15 protein-coding genes are annotated in these 19,315 nt (G+C 65.3%); 7 read left to right on the top strand and 8 right to left on the bottom strand.

All coding sequences use genetic code 11. The features are described 5' to 3' along the window. Window positions 1-10 precede the first annotated feature (10 nt). Complete coding sequence (locus tag JN279_RS00485) at window positions 11-1,540, bottom strand: ABC transporter substrate-binding protein (RefSeq protein ID WP_096453209.1); 1,530 nt, start codon at window positions 1,538-1,540, stop codon at window positions 11-13. A gap of 111 nt (window positions 1,541-1,651) precedes the next feature. Next, a complete protein-coding gene (locus JN279_RS00480; RefSeq protein WP_096453210.1) occupies window positions 1,652-3,226 on the bottom strand; it encodes a phytoene desaturase family protein in 1,575 nt (524 codons plus the stop codon). A gap of 119 nt (window positions 3,227-3,345) precedes the next feature. Here JN279_RS00480 and JN279_RS00475 point away from each other — a divergent pair, with 119 nt between their 5' ends. The 7 genes from JN279_RS00475 to JN279_RS38905 all read left to right on the top strand — a co-directional run bounded on the left by JN279_RS00475 (window position 3,346) and on the right by JN279_RS38905 (window position 14,346). Continuing rightward, entirely contained in the window at window positions 3,346-4,137 is a 792-nt protein-coding gene (locus JN279_RS00475) for a cyclase family protein (RefSeq protein WP_096453211.1), read from the top strand. 299 nt (window positions 4,138-4,436) lie between these two features. Next, window positions 4,437-6,008: a phytoene desaturase family protein gene (locus JN279_RS00470; RefSeq protein ID WP_096453212.1), complete on the top strand. Its 1,572-nt coding sequence runs from the start codon at window positions 4,437-4,439 to the stop codon at window positions 6,006-6,008. Beyond that, on the top strand, window positions 6,008-6,490 hold the full coding sequence (locus JN279_RS00465) for a MarR family winged helix-turn-helix transcriptional regulator (protein ID WP_096453213.1): 483 nt from the start codon (window positions 6,008-6,010) through the stop codon (window positions 6,488-6,490). The genes JN279_RS00470 and JN279_RS00465 overlap by 1 nt, the downstream gene beginning before the upstream one ends. 44 nt (window positions 6,491-6,534) lie before the next feature. Beyond that, on the top strand, window positions 6,535-8,688 hold the full coding sequence (locus tag JN279_RS00460; protein ID WP_096453214.1) for a thiamine pyrophosphate-dependent enzyme: 2,154 nt from the start codon (window positions 6,535-6,537) through the stop codon (window positions 8,686-8,688). Continuing rightward, window positions 8,681-10,243 (top strand): indolepyruvate oxidoreductase subunit beta family protein, encoded by a 1,563-nt coding sequence (locus JN279_RS00455; protein WP_096453215.1) that lies wholly within the window; start codon window positions 8,681-8,683, stop codon window positions 10,241-10,243. Before JN279_RS00460 ends, JN279_RS00455 begins: the two co-directional genes overlap by 8 nt. Before the next feature lie 287 nt (window positions 10,244-10,530). Continuing rightward, on the top strand, window positions 10,531-13,938 hold the full coding sequence (locus JN279_RS00450; RefSeq protein ID WP_096453216.1) for an acyl-[ACP]--phospholipid O-acyltransferase: 3,408 nt from the start codon (window positions 10,531-10,533) through the stop codon (window positions 13,936-13,938). Between the two features lie 153 nt (window positions 13,939-14,091). After that, complete coding sequence (locus tag JN279_RS38905; protein WP_446720390.1) at window positions 14,092-14,346, top strand: GCG_CRPN prefix-to-repeats domain-containing protein; 255 nt, start codon at window positions 14,092-14,094, stop codon at window positions 14,344-14,346. A gap of 90 nt (window positions 14,347-14,436) precedes the next feature. Here the strand turns inward: JN279_RS38905 and JN279_RS00445 are convergent, their stop codons facing one another. From JN279_RS00445 to JN279_RS00420, 6 genes are all read right to left on the bottom strand, one after another. Continuing rightward, a complete protein-coding gene (locus tag JN279_RS00445; RefSeq protein WP_202351732.1) occupies window positions 14,437-15,669 on the bottom strand; it encodes a DUF1501 domain-containing protein in 1,233 nt (410 codons plus the stop codon). A 46-nt stretch (window positions 15,670-15,715) separates the two neighbouring features. Further along, window positions 15,716-17,221 carry a DUF1800 domain-containing protein gene (locus tag JN279_RS00440; protein ID WP_096453219.1) on the bottom strand — a complete coding sequence of 502 codons (1,506 nt, stop codon included), beginning with the start codon at window positions 17,219-17,221 and terminating at the stop codon, window positions 15,716-15,718. Window positions 17,222-17,336: 115 nt separating this feature from the next. After that, entirely contained in the window at window positions 17,337-17,615 is a 279-nt protein-coding gene (locus tag JN279_RS00435; protein WP_096453220.1) for a GCG_CRPN prefix-to-repeats domain-containing protein, read from the bottom strand. Between the two features lie 109 nt (window positions 17,616-17,724). Then, on the bottom strand, window positions 17,725-18,180 hold the full coding sequence (locus tag JN279_RS00430) for a periplasmic heavy metal sensor (RefSeq protein WP_202351731.1): 456 nt from the start codon (window positions 18,178-18,180) through the stop codon (window positions 17,725-17,727). After that, on the bottom strand, window positions 18,177-18,623 hold the full coding sequence (locus JN279_RS00425) for a hypothetical protein (RefSeq protein WP_244734346.1): 447 nt from the start codon (window positions 18,621-18,623) through the stop codon (window positions 18,177-18,179). The genes JN279_RS00430 and JN279_RS00425 overlap by 4 nt, the downstream gene beginning before the upstream one ends. Before the next feature lie 113 nt (window positions 18,624-18,736). Then, entirely contained in the window at window positions 18,737-19,273 is a 537-nt protein-coding gene (locus JN279_RS00420; RefSeq protein ID WP_096453223.1) for an RNA polymerase sigma factor, read from the bottom strand. Between the last annotated feature and the right edge of the window lie 42 nt (window positions 19,274-19,315).

The following is a 19,315-nucleotide window of genomic DNA, read 5'->3' as shown; positions in this document are numbered from 1 at the left end:
CAGGCCGATATCAGGCCGGGATCATCAGGGCCGGCAACAGCGCGCCGGAAATGTGCTGCACGACATTGACCTTCTTGGAGTGCACGATCGGCTGGGCGTACTGGATCAGCGGCAGCACATAGGCCTCTTCGGCAATGTACTTGTCTACCGCTTTCCAGCCGGCGATGCGCTTGGCCTCGTCCTTCTCGCCCCAGAGCGGGCCGATCTTGGCATCGAGGTCGTCGGTCTTCCACGACGAATGCGGCGAGGGTCCGAACATGGCGAAGCCGGTCGAAGTGGTCGGATCGCCGATGGAATTGCCCCAGTTGTAGAACGCCGCCGGCGCCAGCTTGTGGGCGGCGCGCAGCTCATAGTGCTTGGCGATCTCATAGACCTCGATCTCGGCCTCGATGCCGACCTTGCGCCACATGCCGACGATCGCTTGCACCATCTCGTAGTCCTTGGGCTTGAAGCCCTTGGTCGTCTGGATGGTGAACTTTGCCGGCTTCTTGGTCGAATAGCCGGAGGCGGCCAGCAATTCCTTGGCCTTTTCCGGATTGTGCTCGACCTTGATCGACGGATCATAGGCCGCGTATTCCGGCGTCTCCAGCGTATCGATCGGCTGGCCGTAGCCGCGCAGCAGCCGCTTGACCAGAAGCTCCTTGTCCACCGCCATCACGGCCGCCTGGCGGACATTCTTGTCCAGCATGGCGTCCTTGTTGTTGAAGAAGATCATGCCGATGTCGGAGACGTTCTTGATCGAGCCGGCGAGCCCGCTCTTCTTGATGAGGCGGTCATATTCCTCGTAGGGGATTTCGAGGGTCACCTGCGAGGAGCCCGACTCGATTTCGGCGACACGGCTCGCCGCATCGGTGACGAACTTGATCGTCACATTCTCGAAGGCCGGCTTGGTGCCCCAATAGTTCGGGTTGGCCTTGAGCCGCAGGAAGGCGTTGCGCTCGAATTTGTCGACCATATAGGGGCCGGTGCCGATCGGTGCCTTCTCGAAGCCTTCGGCGCCGACTTTCTCGTAGTAGGCCTTCGGCAGGATGTAGCCGGTCAGGAACGACATCCACTTGAAATAGACCGGGTCGAACTGCACCACGTCGCCGGTGATCTTGTTGCCGTCGATCTTGAAATTGTTGACGTTCTTCCAGACGAACTGGATCGGGTTGCCGGTCTTTTCGTCGCCCGCCCGCTGCAGAGACCAGACGACGTCCTCGGGCGTGAAGGGCGAGCCGTCATGCCATTTCACGCCCTCGCGCACCGTCATCATCACCTTGGTGCGGTCGTCGTTCCAGCCCCATTCGGTGAGCAGGCCCGGCGCGAAGGACAGGTCCGGCTTTTGCGGAATGATCTGGTCGAACACCGACTGGTAGAGGCCCTGGATGGTCGGATTGACGGCCGAGGGTCCGGTGGTCGGATCCCAGGACGGCAGGTTGACATTGTAGGCGATGGTCAATTCGCCGGCAGCGGCCTTGGCTAATTTCGGCAGGCCAATGGCGGTCACGCCAAGTGCCGCGGCACTGTATCCCAGCAATTCGCGTCTGTTGATTTTCATGGTCGTTCCCCTTGTTGGTTATTGTCTTTGCGCGGCACTGTCCGTTCTTGGGTTCAGGCTTCGTGGGCAGCAGCGCCTTGCCTCTCGTCGCCTCGATAAAATCGTCGGAGCCTACCTCCCGCCAAGCTGTTGCGCGAGCATGAAACCCGAGGCCGCACCGGTGCCGGCGCCTGGCCATGTCGCGGCTCCCGTGAGATGCAGATTGGCCACCGGCGTGTTCCAGCCGGCATAGCCGCGCGCCGGGCGAAACAAAAAGTTCTGCGCCAGATGGTGGCTGCCGCACACCTGGTCGCCGCCGACCAGATTCGGGTTCTCGCGCTCGAGATCGATGGGCGAGAACACCGAACGGCCGAGGATTTTGCTCCGCAGGCCGGGTGCATAGGTCTCGATGATGTCGAGCACGCGCTCGGCGTAGGCGTCCTTAACCTGATCCCAATGCGCGGGCACGATCTTGGCCGACGCATCGCCCAGGATCTCGGCAGGCAGCATCCGCACCTGCACCCACAGCACATGCTTGCCCTGCGGCGCGCGCGACGGATCGATCGCTGAGGGTTGGCCGACGACCAGCACCGGTTCGTCCGGCAGCATGCCGGCCATCGCCTGCTGATAGATGCGCGACATGGCGTCGAGCGACGGTGACAGATGCACATAAGCGAACTGCCGCAACTCGGCCCCGGCGCGCCAGTCCGGCAGGTCGTCCAGCGCCAGGTGGATCATCATCGTGCCTGGCGCATGGCGGAATTTCTGCATTGCCGTGTCGAAGCCGGCATTGCCGGAACCGCCGGGCAGCAGCTTGCTGGCCAGCGCCTTGGGCGCGACACCGGCGATGACCGCCTTGGTCGCTGTATGCGTCTCGCCGGAGGCGAGCCGAACACCGGTCGCCTTGCCGGCGGAAACGGTGATCTCGGCCACCTCGGCGCCAGTGACGATCTTGCCGCCGGCCGACGTGACCATGCCGGCCAGCGCCCGGATGATGGTATCGGCGCCGCCTTTGCCCAGCACCATGCCGAAACTCTGGTTGGCCATCGATTCCAGATAGGGGAACACTGCGCCGCCAGCGATGTCGGGCGCGAAGTCGAGATGCATGCCCCAGGTGGCGAGGGTCGCCCGCACATGGGGCGACTCGAAAGTCTCCTCCAGCCAGGCGCGGGGCGACGACAGCAGCAGCCGGCCGGTGTCGAGCGCGCCGGCAACCCCCTTCTTGCGCCACAGGTTCCACGCCGTGCCGGCAAGCGCACGGGCGCTCATCGGCGAGCCCAGCAGCCGGAACAGATGCTCGGCCTCGGCCGGGAAGGCGGCAACCAGCCTGCGCCATGCCGCGGCGTCCGCAGCGGAGAAGGCAGCCATGCGCGTGGCGGTTTTTTCCAGGTCGTTGCTGACGCCGAACCAGCGTCCGTCCGGAAAGGCGCTGGCGAAACAGTCGGCGACCGGTGCGAATTCCAGCCCCTGTGCTTTCAATTCATTTGCATATTTCTGGTGGAAGGCCGAGCCGGCAAACAGGCTCAGATTCATCGCGCCGAAATCGTGACGGAAGCCGGGAAGGGTGAATTCGCGGGTCTGCACGGCGCCGCCGATTGTTGCGCTGCGCTCGAAAATCCCGGTTTTCCAGCCTTTGAGCGCCAGATGCGCGGCGCATGCCAGACTGTTGTGGCCCGCCCCGACAAAGATGGCGTCGAACTCGCTCACGCCCCGTTCCCATTTCCTTTATGCTTAAAGATAATTGCAGATGCATATGTTTTCGTCTAGTAGGATATTAAGGGCCGAGACGAGCCTCGATCATCATCGACAAAGAGGGAACAGAGACCATGGACACCCAAAAACTCCTCGGCGAAGTCGCCGGCCAGCTACTGTCAGGCGCCATCAAGGTGGTTGACCTCTCGGCACAGCTCGGGCCGGACACGCCGCTGATCAAGCTGCCGCCGGAACTCGCCGTCGACACGCCGAAGGTCGAGATCCACTCGATCTCCCGTTATGACAAGAATGGTCCGTGGTGGGCGTGGAACTGGCTGAAGCTCGGCGAGCATTCGGGCACGCATTTCGATGCACCGCAGCACTGGATCACCGGCAAGGATTATCCGGACGGCGCCACCGACACCATTCCGGCGCAGAATTTCGTTGGCCCGGTCAATGTCATCGACTGCTCCAAGGAAGCCGCCGCCGACCACGATTTCCTGCTCACCGTCGACCACATCAAGGCGTGGGAAGCCAAGCATGGCGCCATCAACCCGGGCGAATGGGTGGTGATGCGCACCGACTGGTACAAGCGCAACGGTTCGGAGGCTGAATTCCTCAACGCCAACGAGACCGGCCCGCATACGCCCGGCCCGACGGCCGAAGCCATCCAGTATCTGATAGCCAAGGACATCAAGGGCTGGGGCTCGGAGACGATCGGCACCGATGCCGGCAAGGCCGGCGGCATGGAGCCGCCATTCCCGGCGCACACGCTGATGCACAAGGCCAACCGCTACGGTCTCGCCAGCCTCTGCAACCTCGACCAGCTGCCGCCGAAGGGTGCCATCCTGATCGCGGCACCGCTCAAGATCGAGCACGGCACCGGCAGCCCGATCCGCGCGCTGGCGCTGGTGTCGGGGCAGTAAGGAGATCTTCGGGAGAAGATCATGCAGGTTGGCGATGGAGTGATGATGGGTGACGGGTGGCAGCCTTGCAGCGCTGGCGCTCACCCCCCTCTGTCCTGCCGGACATCTCCCCCTCAAGGGAGGAGATTGGCAGCTTCCGCGCCCTGCTCATTCTCGCGACTTTGGCGATTGGCGAAAGCCATCGCGACATCCGATCTCCCCCCTAGAGGGGGAGATGTCCGGCAGGACAGAAGGGGGCGCCGTAGAGCGCTAACCTATGCGCCTGAACGTCACTTCGCGACGACCGAGGGCATTCCCCAATGACCGCCCCCGATCACATCATCGTCGGCAGCGGCATCAACGCGCTGGTCTGCGCGGCGATGCTTGGCGGCAAGGGTGCGAAGGTGCTCGTGCTGGAGCGCAATGACCGCATCGGCGGCTGCATGCGCACCGAGGAGATCACCGCACCCGGCTTCATCCATGATGTGATGGCGACGACCTTCGTGCTGTTCATCACCTCGCCGGCCTTTGCCGCATTGGGCGGCGACCTTGCCCGGCACGGGCTGGAGTTCTGCCACACCGGCACGCCGACCGGCGTGCTGCGGCCGGACGGCCGCCATGCCGTGCTCACCACCAGCCGCGCCGCCAATGTCGCCGCCCTCAATGCGATCGCGGCGGGTGATGGCGACCGGCACGCGGATGATGTCGGCGGCATCGAGCGCAATGCCGGCCTGCTGTTCGGCCTGCTCGGCGGCGCGCTGTGGTCCTATCCGACGGCCAAGCTGCTGGCCGGCGACGCCTGGCGGCGAAGCCCGCGTGGCCTTGCCGCCTTTCTCGGCGAAGCGCTGGCGCCGGCGCGCGGCTGGCTGGAAAGTACCTACCAGTCCGAAACCATCCGGGCGCTCTGGGCGCCCTGGGTACTGCATGCCGGGCTAGGCCCCGAGGATGCGTTCTCCGGCCAGATCGCCAAGGTGATTGCCTTCGCGCTGGAGGCCGCAGGCGCCCCGATCGTCAAGGGCGGGGCGAAGAACCTGTTGGCGGCCTTCGAGGCATTGATCACCGAGCGCGGTGGCGTCATCTCCACGGGAGCGGACGTTGCTTCCATCATCCTGGATGGGGGCCGCGCCACCGGCGTGCGGCTGGCCTCGGGCGAAACGGTTCATGCGAAGAAGAGCGTGATCTGTTCGGTCACGCCGACGCAGCTTTATGGCCGGCTGCTGGGCAGCGAGGCGCCCAAAGCCGATATCGAGGCGACGCGGCAATATCGCTACGGCAAGGGCAATTTCCAGATCCACTATGCCTTGGACAAATCGCCGGCATGGCGCGGCGAAGGTCTGGACAAGGTGGCGCTGCTGCATCTGACGCCGGGGCTCGATGGCGTGTCGAAGGCCTGCAACGAGGCGGCACGCGGCATGCTGCCGGAAGTGCCGACCATTTGCGTCGGCCAGCCGCATGCGCTCGACCCGTCACGCTGTCCGGAAGGCAAGGCGATCCTGTGGCTGCAACTGCCCGAGGCGCCGCGCCACATCAAGGGCGATGCCACCGGCAAACTGCAGGCACCGGCTGACGGGCAGTGGACAGACGCGCTGCGCGAGGCCTACGCCGACCGGGCCGAAGCGATCCTTGCCAACCATATCGACGGCTTCAAGGACAGCGTCATTGCGCGCCGCGCCTATTCGCCGGCCGATCTCGAAGCGATGAACATCAATCTGGTCGGCGGCGACCCCTATGGCGGCTCGTCGACCATCGACCAGGCCTTCCTGTGGCGGCCGTTCAAGACCAGCCGCAACCACCAGACCGGTATCAAAAACCTCTACCATATCGGCGCCTCCACCCATCCTGGCGCGGGTCTCGGCGGCGGTTCCGGCTTCCTCCTGGCGGGGAGGCTGTGATGGAACAGAAGGTCGGAGAAAAACGCCAGCGCATTTCGACGCTCGGCCAGATCGGCCTGCAGCAATTCGCGCCCTATCTGATGAACCGCATCATGGGTCGCTACAACGCCACCTTGCGCGACGATTTCCGCAAGCAGGGCCTGACCATTCCGCAGGTGCGCACACTTGCCGTGCTGTCGGTCACCGACGGCGTCACCGTCAACGACCTCTCGGTCTACACGGTCATTGAGCAGTCGACCTTGAGCCGCACGCTCGACACGCTGGAGGGGCAAGGCTTCGTGCGGCGCGAGCAGGGCGTCACCGACAGCCGCATCCGCCATGTCTTCCTCACCGACGAGGGCCGCGCCGAGTTCACTCGCGCCTGGCCGGCCATGCACGACGCGTTCGAGGCGATGTTCGACGATATCGACGATACCGAATATGCGGCACTGATCGCCACGCTTTTGAAGATGCTGAAAAACATTCGCAAGCACGACATCTAGATGTACGCGCCGCCGACCAGCGGCGGCAACGGAAGGAGGCAGAGATGGCCGAACGGTCTTTTGCCAAGGAAGTCGAAAAACTGAGGCTCGGCGCCGGCGAGGAGTTTGCCGGCGAGGGCATCCTCGCCATCACCAAGGCGCTGCTGCAATGCGGCGTCGGCTATGTCGGCGGCTATCAGGGCGCGCCGATCAGCCATCTGATGGACGTGCTGGCCGACGCGCAGGACATTCTGGGCGAGCTCGGCGTGCATTTCGAGGCAAGCGCCTCGGAAGCCACCGCCACCGCCATGCTGGCCGCCTCGGTGCATTATCCCATTCGCGGTGCGGCCACCTTCAAGTCGACCGTCGGCACCAATGTCGCCTCCGATGCGCTGGCCAACCTCGCCTCCGGCGGCGTCACCGGCGGCGCGTTGATCATCGTCGGCGAGGATTATGGCGAGGGCTCCTCGATCATGCAGGAGCGCAGCCATGCCTTTGCCATGAAGAGCCAGGTCTGGCTGCTCGACCCGCGCCCGAACCTGCCGTCCATCGTCAAGGCTGTGGAAGACGGCTTCGAACTCTCCGAAATCTCCAATACGCCGGTCATGCTGCAAGTGCGCATCCGCTGCTGCCATGTGCACGGCCATTTCATCGCCAAGGACAACAAGCGCCCGCCGATGACGGTGGCCGATGCGCTGGAAGCCCCGCGCCGCGACACCGGCCGCATCGTGCTGCCACCGGCCTCGTTCCTACATGAGAAGGAGAAGGTGGCGAAGCGCTGGCCGGCGGCGGTCGACTTCATCCGAAAGAACAAGATCAACGAATTCTTCGGCTCGGACCACGGCTCGGTCGGCATCGTCATGCAGGGCGGCATGTACAATTCCGTCATCCGCGCCTTGCAGCGGCTCGGCCTTGCCGACACTTATGGCGAGACCGATGTGCCGCTCTACGTGCTCAACGCCGTCTATCCCTTGATCGACGATGAGTTCCTGTCCTTCTGCGAAGGCAAGCAGGCGGTGCTGGTCGTCGAGGAAGGCCAGCCCAACTACATCGAACAGGCCTTTGCCGCGATGCTGCACAAGGCCGGGCGTGGCACCCGATTGGTCGGCAAGGAATATCTGCCGATGGCCGGCGAATATACCGGCCAAGTGATGCTCGACGGCATCGGTACCTTCCTGCGCGCCGAGGCGCCGCATCTCTTGCCGGGCGAAGTGCGCGCGCCCAACAAGGTCGGCGACGGCGTCGATACAGCCGACCTGATCAACGTCGTGCCGGGCCGCCCGCCGGGCTTCTGCATCGGCTGTCCGGAACGGCCGATCTTCGCCGCGACGAAGCTGGTCGAGCAGGAACTCGGCAAGCACCATATCGCCTCCGACATCGGCTGCCATTTGTTCTCGATCATGCCGCCCTTCGAACTCGGCGCCACCACCATGGGCTACGGTCTCGGCCCGGCCTCGGCCTCGGCGTTCAATTCGCCAGACGCCAAGCGCCGCTCGATCTCCTTCGTCGGCGATGGCGGCTTCTGGCACAACGGTCTGACCTCCTCGATCGGCAATGCCGTGTTCAACAAGAATGACGGCGTCATCGTCATTGTCGACAATTTTTACTCCGCCGCCACCGGCGGGCAGGACATCCTGTCGTCGCGCGCGGGCAACAAGACCAAGTCGACCAAGCATCCGATCACCGAGGCGGTGAAGGGCATGGGCGTGAAATGGCTGCGCCATGTCGACCGCACCTACGATGTCGGCAAGATGCAGGACACGCTGCGCGAGGCGCTGACGACCGAGGAAAAGGGGCCGAAGGTCATCGTCGCCTCGTCCGAATGCATGCTGAACCGGCAGCGCCGCGAAAAGCCGCTGGTCGACAAGGCGATCAAGGGGGGGACAAGGGTCGTTAAACCGAAATTCGGCGTCGACGAGGACATCTGCACCGGCGACCATGCCTGCATGCGGCTGTCCGGTTGCCCGTCGCTGTCGGTCAAGTCGCTCGACGATCCGCTGCGCGACGATCCTGTGGCATCGATCGACCAGAGCTGCGTCGGCTGCGGCAATTGCGGGGAGGTGGCGGACGCCGCCGTGCTCTGCCCGTCCTTCTACCGCGCCGACGTCGTCCACAATCCGAACCGCTGGGACAGGTTTCTGGAAAGCGCGCGCCGCGCCACCATCGGCCTTCTGCAGCGCCGCCGCGAAAGCCGGCGCCTGACCTTCGCTGATGCTTGACGCTGTCCCCCCACTCCGCGCCAAGGCCGGCGCCCAGGATGACGAGCGTGTCATCAAGCTCGCCGTGCTGGCGGTCGGCGGCCAGGGTGGCGGCGTGCTGGCCGACTGGATCACCGATGTGGCCGAGCGCAATGGCTACGTCGCGCAATCGACCTCGGTCGCCGGCGTCGCCCAGCGCACCGGCGCCACGATCTATTACATCGAGATGGCCCGTGACACCGGCCGGCTGCCGGTCTTCGCGCTGTCGCCCTCGCAAGGCGATGTCGACATACTGATCGCGGCGGAACTGATGGAAGCCGGCCGCGCCATCATCCGTGGTTTCGTCACACCCGAGCGCACCACGCTGATTGCCTCCTCGCATCGCATCGCTGCCGTGTCGGAGAAGATCGAACCGGGCGACGGCCGGGCCTCGTCTTCCAAGGTGCACGCGACTGCGGAAGCCGCATCCAAGCGCTTCATCGCTTTCGACATGGAAAAGATCGCCGCCGACAACGGTTCGATGATCTCGGCCAGCCTGCTTGGCGCGCTGGCGGGGTCGGACGCGCTGCCGTTCACGCGCGAAAGCTATGAACAGGCGATTGGCGCCGGGGGCCGTGGCGTCAAGGCGAGCCTTGCCGCCTTTGGCGCCGCGTATGACCGCGCGCGCGGCACGGCCGCGCCGGCGTCAAAGCCGGCGGAGCCGGCGATTGTCGAATCGGCACTGGGCGCAGGGCGCGTCACCGGCCCGCAAAACCTGCTGCAAGGCTGGCAGGCGCTGGCGGCGCGTGTCGACGCATTGCCGGAGCCGGTGCGCGACATGGCGCTTCGTGGGTTACGAAAGGTCGTCGATTATCAGGACATCGCCTATGGGCGGGAGTATCTCGACCGGCTGGACAAGGCCGTCGCGCTGGATGGCACCGAGCATGCCCATGCGCTGTCGATCGCCGCCGCCAAGCATCTGGCCAACGCGCTCTGCTATGACGACATGATCCGCGTTGCCGATCTCAAGACGCGCTCGACGCGCGACAGGCGTGTGCGCAAGGAGGTCGGTGTCAAGGATGGCTCGATCCTGCAGGTGACCGAATATTTCCATCCGCGCATCGAGGAGTTCTGCGGCACGCTGCCGGCGGGGCTCGGCAGCTATATCGAGAGCCGGCCGAAACTCGCCGCCTTCCTCGACCGCCGCATCAACCATGGCCGCCGTATCCGCACCGACAGCTTCGCCGGCTTCGCCGCTTTGTGGTTCATCGGCGGCCTGCGCCGCTGGCGCCGCGGCCTGCTGCGCCACCAGGTCGAGATGACCCATCTCGATCGCTGGTACGCATTGGCGCTCAGCCACGCGCCCCAGGACTATGCGCTCGCCGTCGAAATCCTCAACTGCCGCCGGCTGATCAAGGGCTACAGCGACACCCATGTCCGCGCCCAGTCGAAATTCGACCGCGTGCTGTCGGCGCTTCCCATGCTCAAGGGCCGCGACGATGCCGCCGACTGGATCCGCCGCCTGCGCGAGGCGGCGCTGAAGGACGAGAAGGGCGACATGCTCGACGGCGCGCTGAAGACCGTGGCGACGCTCTAACCCGGTCCAGCAACTGGGGCGCCCTAATCCCGACAGACTCCACCGGCCGCCGGCTCCGTTTTGGGTGTGGTGAACACCGTTCATTTTTCGCTTGAACAATGTTCAAAACGTGATAGGTTGCGATTATGAACGATGTTCAATTCTGGCGAACCGAAAAGCCACGGATGAGCATCAAGCACAGTAAGGAAGTTTAACCAGCTCAAGACTATCACTGAGATTGAAACAGCGCCTGCAACCCGCGGGGCCTACGGCACACAGCCGTAGGGTTCCGCCAAATGGAAATCGCCATGAACACGCATCTGATGTTGTCCCGGCGCTTTGCGCCTCTGTTCTGGACGCAGTTCCTGTCCGCCTTCAACGACAATTTCCTCAAGAACACACTGGTGTTCCTGATCCTCTTCACACTCGCCGCCGGACAGGCGGCCTCGCTGGTCACGCTTGCCGGGGCCGTCTTCATGGCGCCCTTTCTGCTCTTGTCCGCCCTTGGCGGCGAGATTGCCGACCGCTTCGACAAGGCGCTGATCGCGCGTCGGCTGAAATTCGCCGAGATTGCCGCGGCGGCAGTCTCTGTCGCCGGTATCGCGCTGTCGTCGATCCCGGTGCTGATGACGGCGCTGCTGATGTTCGGCATCATCTCGGCGCTGTTCGGGCCAATCAAATACGGCATCCTGCCCGATCACCTCGAGCGCAAGGAACTGCCCAAGGCCAACGCCTGGATCGAGTCGGCCACGTTTGCCGCCATCCTCGGCGGCACCATCGCCGGCGGCGTCGTTTCCGCCGATGGCATCGGCGTCACCGTGTTCGGGCCGATCATGATGGCCCTGGCCGTCGGCTGCTGGTTCGTCAGCCGCTACATTCCGCCGACCGGTTCGGCGGCCCCCGACCTTGTCATCGACAAGAACATCTTCCGCTCGACCTGGCGCCAGGTCAGCGAATTGCGCACCGACACGCGCATCTGGCGCGCCGGCCTGATGACCTCGTGGTTCTGGCTGATCGGCGCCATCGTGCTGTCGATCCTGCCGACGCTGATCAAGGATTCTCTGGGCGGCAACGAGATCGCCGTAACCGTCTATCTCGCGGTGTTCGCCGTCTCGATCGCCATTGGATCGGCCATTGCCGCATGGATGTCACAGGGGCGCATCGTGCTTCTGCCCGCGCCAGTCGGCACCGCGTTGCTGGCGCTGTTCGGCCTGCATTTGGCCTGGACCATCTGGAGCATGCAGCCCTCGCCCAGGGTGGAGACCCTTGCCCTGTTCTTCGCCGGGCCAAACACGATCCGTGTCGCGATCGACCTCGCCGGCATGGCCATCGCCAGCGCCTTTCTCGTGGTGCCGACTTTCGCCGCCGTGCAGGCCTGGTCGCCGGAAGCGCGCCGCGCCCGCGTCGTCGCTGCCGTCAGCATCGTCAATGCCGGCTTCATGACGGTCGGCGGTATTGTTGTCGCCATGATCCAGACGAAAGTCTCCACCGGCGGCATCCTGTTCGGCCTCGCCGTGGCCAACGCCGTCGCCGCCTGGCTGATGCTGAAATTCCTGCCGACCAACGCCTTCCGCGACTTCGTCTCCATCCTGTTCCGCGCCTTCCATCGCCTGGAAGTCGAGGGCATGGACAACCTCAAGGCAGCCGGCAAGGCGCCCATCCTGGCACTCAACCATGTCAGCTTCCTCGACGGTCCGCTGGCGCTGACGTTGACCGATGAGGAGCCGGTCTTCGCCATCGACTACACCATTGCCCAGGCCTGGTGGATGAAGCCGTTCATGAAACTCGCCCGCGCTTTGCCGCTCAATCCCGCCAAGCCGATGTCGACCCGCACGCTGATCAAGGTCGTGCAGGGCGGCGATCCGCTGGTCATCTTTCCCGAAGGCCGCATCACCGTCACCGGCGGCCTGATGAAGGTCTATGACGGCGCCGCCATGGTTGCCGACAAGACCGGCTCGATGGTCGTGCCGGTGCGCATCGACGGGTTGGAGAAAAGCTACTTTTCGCGGCTGACCTCGCAACATGTGCGCCGCCGGCTGTTCCCGAAGGTCAAGGTGACGATCCTGGAACCCGTCAGGCTCGAAGTGCCACAGGAATTGAAGGGTCGCAAACGCCGCGCCGCGGCGGGGGCTGCTCTCTATCAGGTGATGTCGGACCTCGTCTTCCGCACGCAGGACATCGACAAGACGGTCTTGGAAAAGATCATCCAGACGGCGAACGAACGCGGGATGGGAGAGCTTGCCGTGCAGGATCCGGTCACCGGTTCGCTGAGTTATGGCAAGCTGCTGACGGCGGCCGCCGTACTCGGTGAGAAATTCCAGAACCTTTATGCCGATCAGCAGACGCTCGGCATCATGCTGCCCAACGCCAACGGCTCTTGCGCCACACTGCTTGGCGTGATGTCGGCCGGCAAGGTGCCGGCGATGATCAACTTCACCGCAGGTGCCGCCAACATCCTGTCGGCCTGCAAGGCCGCCGAAGTGCGCACGGTGCTCACGTCCCGCGCGTTTGTCGAGCAGGCAAAACTCGGCGCGGTGGTCGAGGAGATAGGCCGCTCGGTCGACATCGTCTGGCTCGACGATCTGCGCAAAACCATCGGTCTCAAGGACAAGTTGCTCGGCCTGCTGCGCAAGTCGACGCCGCGCGCGAAGCGCTTGCCGAACGACCCGGCGGTGATCCTGTTCACCTCGGGGTCGGAAGGCACGCCGAAGGGCGTGGTCCTTACCCACCGCAACATCCTGGCCAATGCCGCGCAGGCGGCCTCGCGCATCGACTTCCACTCGGGCGACAAGGTGTTCAACGTCTTGCCGATCTTCCATTCCTTTGGTTTGACGGCTGGCACGGTGCTGCCGCTGATTTCGGGTGTGCCGGTCTATTTCTACCCATCGCCGCTGCACTACCGCCTTGTGCCGGAACTGATCTACGCATCCAACGCGACCATCATCTTCGGCACGGATACGTTCCTCAGCGGCTATGCACGGACCGCGCACCCGTACGACTTCCGCTCGATACGCTATTGTTTTGCCGGCGCGGAGCCGGTCAAGGCAGCGACGCGCATGACCTATATGGAAAAGTTCGGCGTGCGTATCCTCGAGGGCTACGGCGTGACCGAAGCGGCACCTGTAATCGCCATCAATACGCCGATGTACAACAAGTCCGGCAGCGTCGGCAAAATCATGCCCGGAATGGAGTATCGCCTAGATGCGGTACCGGGCGTTGACGAGGGCGGACGTCTCTACGTGCGCGGCCCCAATGTAATGGCGGGCTATTTGCGCGCCGAGAAGCCGGGCGTGCTCGAAGCGCTGCCGGATGGCTGGCATGACACTGGCGACGTCGTCTCGGTCGACGAGGGCGGATTCATCACCATTCGCGGTCGCGCCAAGCGCTTTGCCAAGATCGGTGGCGAGATGATCTCGCTCGCCGCCGTCGAGGCACTGGCGGGTGAATTGTGGAAAGGCACGTTGTCGGCCGTCGCTTCCGTGCCGGATGCGCGCAAGGGCGAGAAGCTCATTCTCATCACCGAGGCTCCCGGGGCCACACGCGCGGATTTCCTGGCCTTCGCCAAGGCGAATGGCGCCATGGACCTGATGGTGCCTGCCGAAGTGCGCGTCGTCCAGAAAGTGCCAGTGCTCGGCTCCGGCAAGCTCGACTTTGCCGGCGTGACCAAACTGGTGCGCGGAGAGGACGCGCCGGTCGCCAAGGTCGAGGCCGCCTGATCAAGGTGACGACAAGACGAACGCCGCTGAAGACCGTGGCGTCGCTTGGCGAGCGCTTTAACCTAACGAATATGTGATCGGACCACTCACCCGGCATTCAGCCGGGTGAGTGGTATGCTGTTCCCGGGAATGTCAACCATGGAGGACACAATCATGCTCACCAGATACATTCTGCCAATCGCAGTCGCAGCAGGCACGTTGATGCTGTCGAGCGTAGGCTCGCAGGCCCTGCCCATGGCAAAGCCCAGCGCCGCTCCGTCGCCAATCGAAAGCGCCGGCTGGAGATGCGGCCCTGGCTGGCACGTGAACCGGTGGGGAAATTGCGTGCCCAACCGCCGTCGCGTGATAATAGTCCGGCCGGGACATTGGCGGTACCATCACCACCACCGCTGGCACCACCGCTGGTGATCACTGAGCCGATCGACGCGGCGCCGCCTCCGAAGTGACCTGAGCGTTTTTTGCTAGAGGTGGCGTCCCCTGTGACGCCACCAGTCCTTTTCATACGACGAGATCACGCATCGGCTTCATCGCTGCGGATTCCGGAAACACCTTGTCGCCGAGCACGGCGGCCGAGAGGCCGAACTGGTCGGCGAGCAGGCCTTTCAGCACCGCCCTGACATCGCTGGTCGGCGCCAGATCGCGCTGTTCGTAGAGCTGGGCCGGCTTCAATCCCGGCCAGTCGGCGATCACGCGGCCGCCCTTGATCGCGCCACCTGCGAGCAGCACCACCGTGCCGGTGCCGTGATCGGTGCCGACCGTGCCGTTGATTTGCGCCGTGCGCCCGAACTCGGTGATGGCGACGATCGCCGTGTCCTTCCAGCGCTCGCCAAGACCCTTCTCGAACTCCTCGAAGGCGCCGTCGAGGCCGCCGAGCAGCGTGGCGAGCCGGCCGGTCGCGCCGCCTTCGTTGACATGCGTGTCCCAGCCGTCGAAGGCAAGGGCTGCAACGCGCGGCCCATCATCGGCCGCGATCAGCCTGGCCGCACCTTGCGCGGCCTGCCGCATGCCGGCGGCACTGTCGAGGCCGCCCTTCGGCTTCATAGCCTTGGCGCCCATCTGGTCGTCGAGCGCCATGCGGTCGGCGTCGAGACCTTTTTGCAGGGCCACCGCCAGCACTGGGTCCCGATGCTGGTAGAGGTCGAGAACCCGCGTCGCGAGATCGCCGGCAGGTTCCGGCAGCGATTGCGGTGCCCAGCCGAGCACGGGGGCAGCACCACGGATCACCAGCGGTGTCGACGGTCCGACGGCCAGCCCGCCAAGCGTTGCCACGCGGTCGCCCGCCGGCAGGCTCTCCAGCGCCCGGTTGAGCCAGCCGGTGGCGACATGGCCGGGGCCGGCAAAACCACTTTCCAGCACGTCCTGCCCGTCGAAATGCGAGCGTTCCCGATAGCCTGTCGCCGCCGCGTGCACGACAGCGGCCTGCTTGTCCTTGAACAGGCGCGCAAACACCGGCATCGCCGGATTGACCGCGAAGAAACCATCGAGCGGCAGCGCCGCACGCGGGCCGGCGAGCGACAAAGCGATGTCGCCATGCAGGCCGGCATAATCGGGGTCGCCGACCGGACCGACCGCCGACAGGCCGTCGAGCGCGCCGCGCAGGACGATGACGATCAGGCGCGGATCGCGATTGTCGGCGGCGCGGGCGAAGCGCGGCAGATAGGCCCAGGCAAACAGGGCGCCGCCGGTCATCAGCACGGCGCGGCGGGAGGGGGGTTCACACAGCAGGCTCATGACTTGGTCTCCATGGGAGTTGTCGGCGCCGGACCTGTCGCTCGAACTATCGTCTCTGGAATTCGGGCGCCATCAGCAGCAGCGCCAGGCCTTGCTGCTTGGACTCGGCACGGGCGACCGCTTGCCGCGTCTCCGGCGAGGCGGAAGGACCGATGACGGCGTCGAGCATGTCGCTGGGATTGCCGATATCCTTGACCTGGCGGGCCGCCTGCCAGGCGATGTCGAGGCGGATCTTCATGCCTTCGGCCGACGCCCAGCTGGCCGCCTGGTCGGAAAAGCCGTTCGGTCCCGGTGGCTGCCACAGCGGCTCGCCAAGCGCATTGAGCCAGTTGAGCGACTGGCCGGGATCGTTCGCCGGACCCGGGCCGGCCGCCCGGCGGATGGCGGCGATGTAGTCGAAGGGCGAGCGCATCTTGGCCAAGGGCGCCGACCAGGCCTCCGGCATGTCGATGAGGGTCGCCGCCAGCGCTCTGAGATTGCCGTCGCTCTTGGTGAAAACCTTGGCCAGGCGCGCGACCGCCGCGGGCGGCGGCTCGTCCGCGATGAAATGACGGGCAAGTTCGGTGGCGATGTGCTGCGCCGTCGCCGGATGGCTGGCAATGTCGTTGAGTGCCGCTTCGGCCTGGCCCATGCCGCCGGCCGGATAGGTCTTGCCGAGCAGCACCGCGTCGCCCGGCTCATGGGCATTGGCGTTGAAGACGGAACTGCCGGGTTCGCCCAGCCGGCCTTCGCGCCCGGCCATCGTCCAGCCGGTCAGGATGCGGGCGAAGCTGGTGACATCAGCCTGGGTATAGCCGCTGCCGACGCCGAGCGTATGCAGTTCCATGATCTCGCGGGCGAGGTTCTCGTTGAGGCCGCGCTGGCGGTTTTTGCCGGCGCGGGAGTCCGGGCCGATCGACTGCTGGTTGTCGAGATAGAACAGCATCGCCGGATGCCGCTCGACCGCCATCAGCATGTCCGCGAAACGGCCGAGCACGAAGGGCCGGATGGCTTCCCGTTCGAAGGCGCCGGCGCTCGCCCGCACGATGTTGTCTTTCGCCACGGAGACGCAGAAATGGTTCGACCAGAAATAGACCAGGCGTTCGACAAAGCCGGCCTCGGCCCGAAAAGCCTTATCGAAGCGCGCCTGGGCTTCGGCGCGAAACAGCGTGGCCTCGATCGGCGGTGTGGGTTTGGCCGGGGTCGCGGGCGATGGAACGGGTTGGGCAGGCGCAATTGGGGCCGATGTGGCCTGGGCCGGCATGGTCTGGGCGCCTGCCATTGCCGGCTGTGCTGTGGCGGCCATATGCTCGCGGTCGAGCTTGCGCTGGAAATTTGCCGCCATGCTGGCCTGGATGGCCGGCGTGCTGCCCAGCAGGCCGGCATAGGCAGGGTCGTCAAGCGGGATCATGGCGATGTCGGGCTGCCGCAGTTCCGCCTTCAGGTAGCCGCGCGGGTCGTGGGCCACCCTGTCGCGGTCGCCGGGCCTTGCGCCGAGCCCGAAGCGGTTGAAAGCGACAAGGGCTGGATCTGGGGCTGGATCTGGCGGGGAATTGGAGGCCGGGATAGCCAAGTCAGCTCTCCATTGCTTGGGCTTCCCGCGCGCGGCGCAAGAAGCCCGTTCGAGCCGTTTCGTGCCTGTTCAACTGGGGGCAAGGGGCCGACGAAGGTGTCGGCCCCGGAGGCCCTTACCAGCGATGCCAGCGGTGCCAGTGACGGTGCGGATGCCATCCGTAGAAGGCCGGGCGATGCCAATAGTAGTAACCGGGGTAGACGACCACGCGATTGGGCACGCAGCGCCCCCAGGGATTGGGATGCCAGCCAGGCCCGCAACCCCAGGCGACGTGCTCGACCAGCGCCGGGGCGGCCAGCGGGGCCAGCGGCATCGCCGAGGATGCCGCAACCGTGGCAACCGTTCCTGTCACCGCGAGAGCGGCGGTGATCGCGTATTTTGTCAGATAGTTCATAACCATGCTCCGAAGGTGTCCGAGGTTGAAACCTGTCGGCGCCAGATGGTCCGGCAGGTCCTGCCCTTCATTCCGTTAAACGGGCGCCGTCGGCATTTTCCGTCGGTCGTCACGGCGATTTTTTTGGCGGTGTCGACGGCTGCGGCCCGGCGCGCCTCGAGAGCCCTTCCGCCAGCACGCTGCGATCCTCGGCGGAGCCTGCCGCTGCGAACTCGATGATGCGCTGTTCCAGCCGCGTGCGCACGGTGACGTCGGCATTGCGGGCCCGCTCCAGGGCGGCCGCCAGGGCAGCCGTATCGAGGACTGGCTGCCGCAGCAAATCAGCCGCCTCGCGCCTGGCCCGCTGGCCGTCGCGAATGATTTCGCGCGACTCTTGGCGGACCTCGCGCAGCGCCTTGCGGAACAGCGTGCGCTGCTGGTCGGGAAGCCGGCCGCCGGCCGCCTCCAGCGAAGCGCCCTGGCCCTGCTTGCCGCCTTTTATCCAGACGGCCCCGCCGGCAAGCGCGCCGGCCAGGAAGACGTTCAGCACCACTGACGCGATGAGAAGGTTGCGGCCGGTGCTCATAGGTCTTCCTCGATCGTGTCTGGTCCGGCATCGCCGAAGGCCGTCGCATTGGCATCGAGCACGTAGTGGTCGGGCGGAACCTCGGGCGTGACGACGGTCACCAGGGCCAATCCGGCGATGGCGCCGGCGAGCCCGATGCCGGCAAGCCCCAACCCCAGCCACCAGAAACGCTGACGCCGGCGCCGGACGATGTGCCGGTCGGCAACCTGCAGGATGCTGTCATGCAGCGCCCTGCCGGGGTGCGGGACACTGTAGCTGTCAAGCAGGGCGTCAAGCGTGCCGGCCTTTCGCGAAATGGCCTGGCCCGTCTCGCTTGAAGCAAAGGCGGAGGCTGCTTCGCGCTCCGCTTGCGGCCAGCGCCGCAAATCGCCGCCATAGGCTTCGGCCAGCGCGGCGAAACGCTTGACGTCCATTGCCGGGCCGTCCTCGATGTCTTCAGCCATCTGTCTTCCCCTTGCCTCTTGGTGCCGCGTGCCCACGCGGGTTGGAAACGAGGCGGCCCCGCCGAACGCCGGCAAGGCGCGATGACTGTGCGCCATTCATGGTCGCGTTCTTCTCAGTCATGGACGCCATCCCTGGCCAATATCATGTGCAAGGCCCGCCGGCCGCGCGAGAGCAGGCTCTCCAGCGCATCGACGCTGATCTCCAAGGTCGCGGCCGCCTCGATGTTGGACATCTCCTGATAATAGACCAGGATGATCGCCTCGCGCTGGCGCGGCGCGATCGCCTGCAAGGCCTGCTCGATCCTCTGCGGCTCTTCGCGAGCATCGGGAAGCGGCGCCGGATCGACCATATCCAGCAAATCGTCGGTCACCAACTCGCGACGCCGGCGCAGCCGGTCGTAGCAAAGGTTGAGCGTCACCCGGTGGATCCAGCTGTCGAAACGTGCATTGCCGCGCCGCCAGCTCGAGGCATGACGCCAGATGCGCACGAAGGTTTCCTGGGCGACATCCTCGGCCTCCGCCGCGTCGCCCAGCATGCGCACGGCAAGCGAAAGAATGCGCGGCAATTTGCGCGCGACGAGCGTCTGCACCGCCGCGGAATCGCCGGCACCGACCCGACGAACCAGCTCCTCGTCCGGATCGGCGCTCATCGGCTGGCGCACTCCCGATATCCATCACGCGTCATGGCCTCT

It is taken from the genome of Mesorhizobium sp. 113-1-2 (genome assembly GCF_016756475.1).
GTDB lineage: Bacteria > Pseudomonadota > Alphaproteobacteria > Rhizobiales > Rhizobiaceae > Mesorhizobium > Mesorhizobium loti_C.
This window is presented reverse-complemented; position numbering and strand designations above follow the sequence as displayed.

What these genes read in the sequence shown, in the direction of transcription:
- JN279_RS00425 (WP_244734346.1), bottom strand. Translation starts at nt 18,623, where the DNA reads ATGGCTGAAGACATCGAGGACGGCCCGGCAATGGACGTCAAGCGTTTC.
- JN279_RS00420 (WP_096453223.1), bottom strand. Translation starts at nt 19,273, where the DNA reads ATGAGCGCCGATCCGGACGAGGAGCTGGTTCGTCGGGTCGGTGCCGGC.
- JN279_RS00475 (WP_096453211.1), top strand. Translation starts at nt 3,346, where the DNA reads ATGGACACCCAAAAACTCCTCGGCGAAGTCGCCGGCCAGCTACTGTCA.
- JN279_RS00450 (WP_096453216.1), top strand. Translation starts at nt 10,531, where the DNA reads ATGAACACGCATCTGATGTTGTCCCGGCGCTTTGCGCCTCTGTTCTGG.
- JN279_RS00430 (WP_202351731.1), bottom strand. Translation starts at nt 18,180, where the DNA reads ATGAGCACCGGCCGCAACCTTCTCATCGCGTCAGTGGTGCTGAACGTC.
- JN279_RS00445 (WP_202351732.1), bottom strand. Translation starts at nt 15,669, where the DNA reads ATGAGCCTGCTGTGTGAACCCCCCTCCCGCCGCGCCGTGCTGATGACC.
- JN279_RS00435 (WP_096453220.1), bottom strand. Translation starts at nt 17,615, where the DNA reads ATGAACTATCTGACAAAATACGCGATCACCGCCGCTCTCGCGGTGACA.
- JN279_RS00485 (WP_096453209.1), bottom strand. Translation starts at nt 1,540, where the DNA reads ATGAAAATCAACAGACGCGAATTGCTGGGATACAGTGCCGCGGCACTT.
- JN279_RS00465 (WP_096453213.1), top strand. Translation starts at nt 6,008, where the DNA reads ATGGAACAGAAGGTCGGAGAAAAACGCCAGCGCATTTCGACGCTCGGC.
- JN279_RS00460 (WP_096453214.1), top strand. Translation starts at nt 6,535, where the DNA reads ATGGCCGAACGGTCTTTTGCCAAGGAAGTCGAAAAACTGAGGCTCGGC.
- JN279_RS00470 (WP_096453212.1), top strand. Translation starts at nt 4,437, where the DNA reads ATGACCGCCCCCGATCACATCATCGTCGGCAGCGGCATCAACGCGCTG.
- JN279_RS00455 (WP_096453215.1), top strand. Translation starts at nt 8,681, where the DNA reads ATGCTTGACGCTGTCCCCCCACTCCGCGCCAAGGCCGGCGCCCAGGAT.
- JN279_RS38905 (WP_446720390.1), top strand. Translation starts at nt 14,092, where the DNA reads ATGCTCACCAGATACATTCTGCCAATCGCAGTCGCAGCAGGCACGTTG.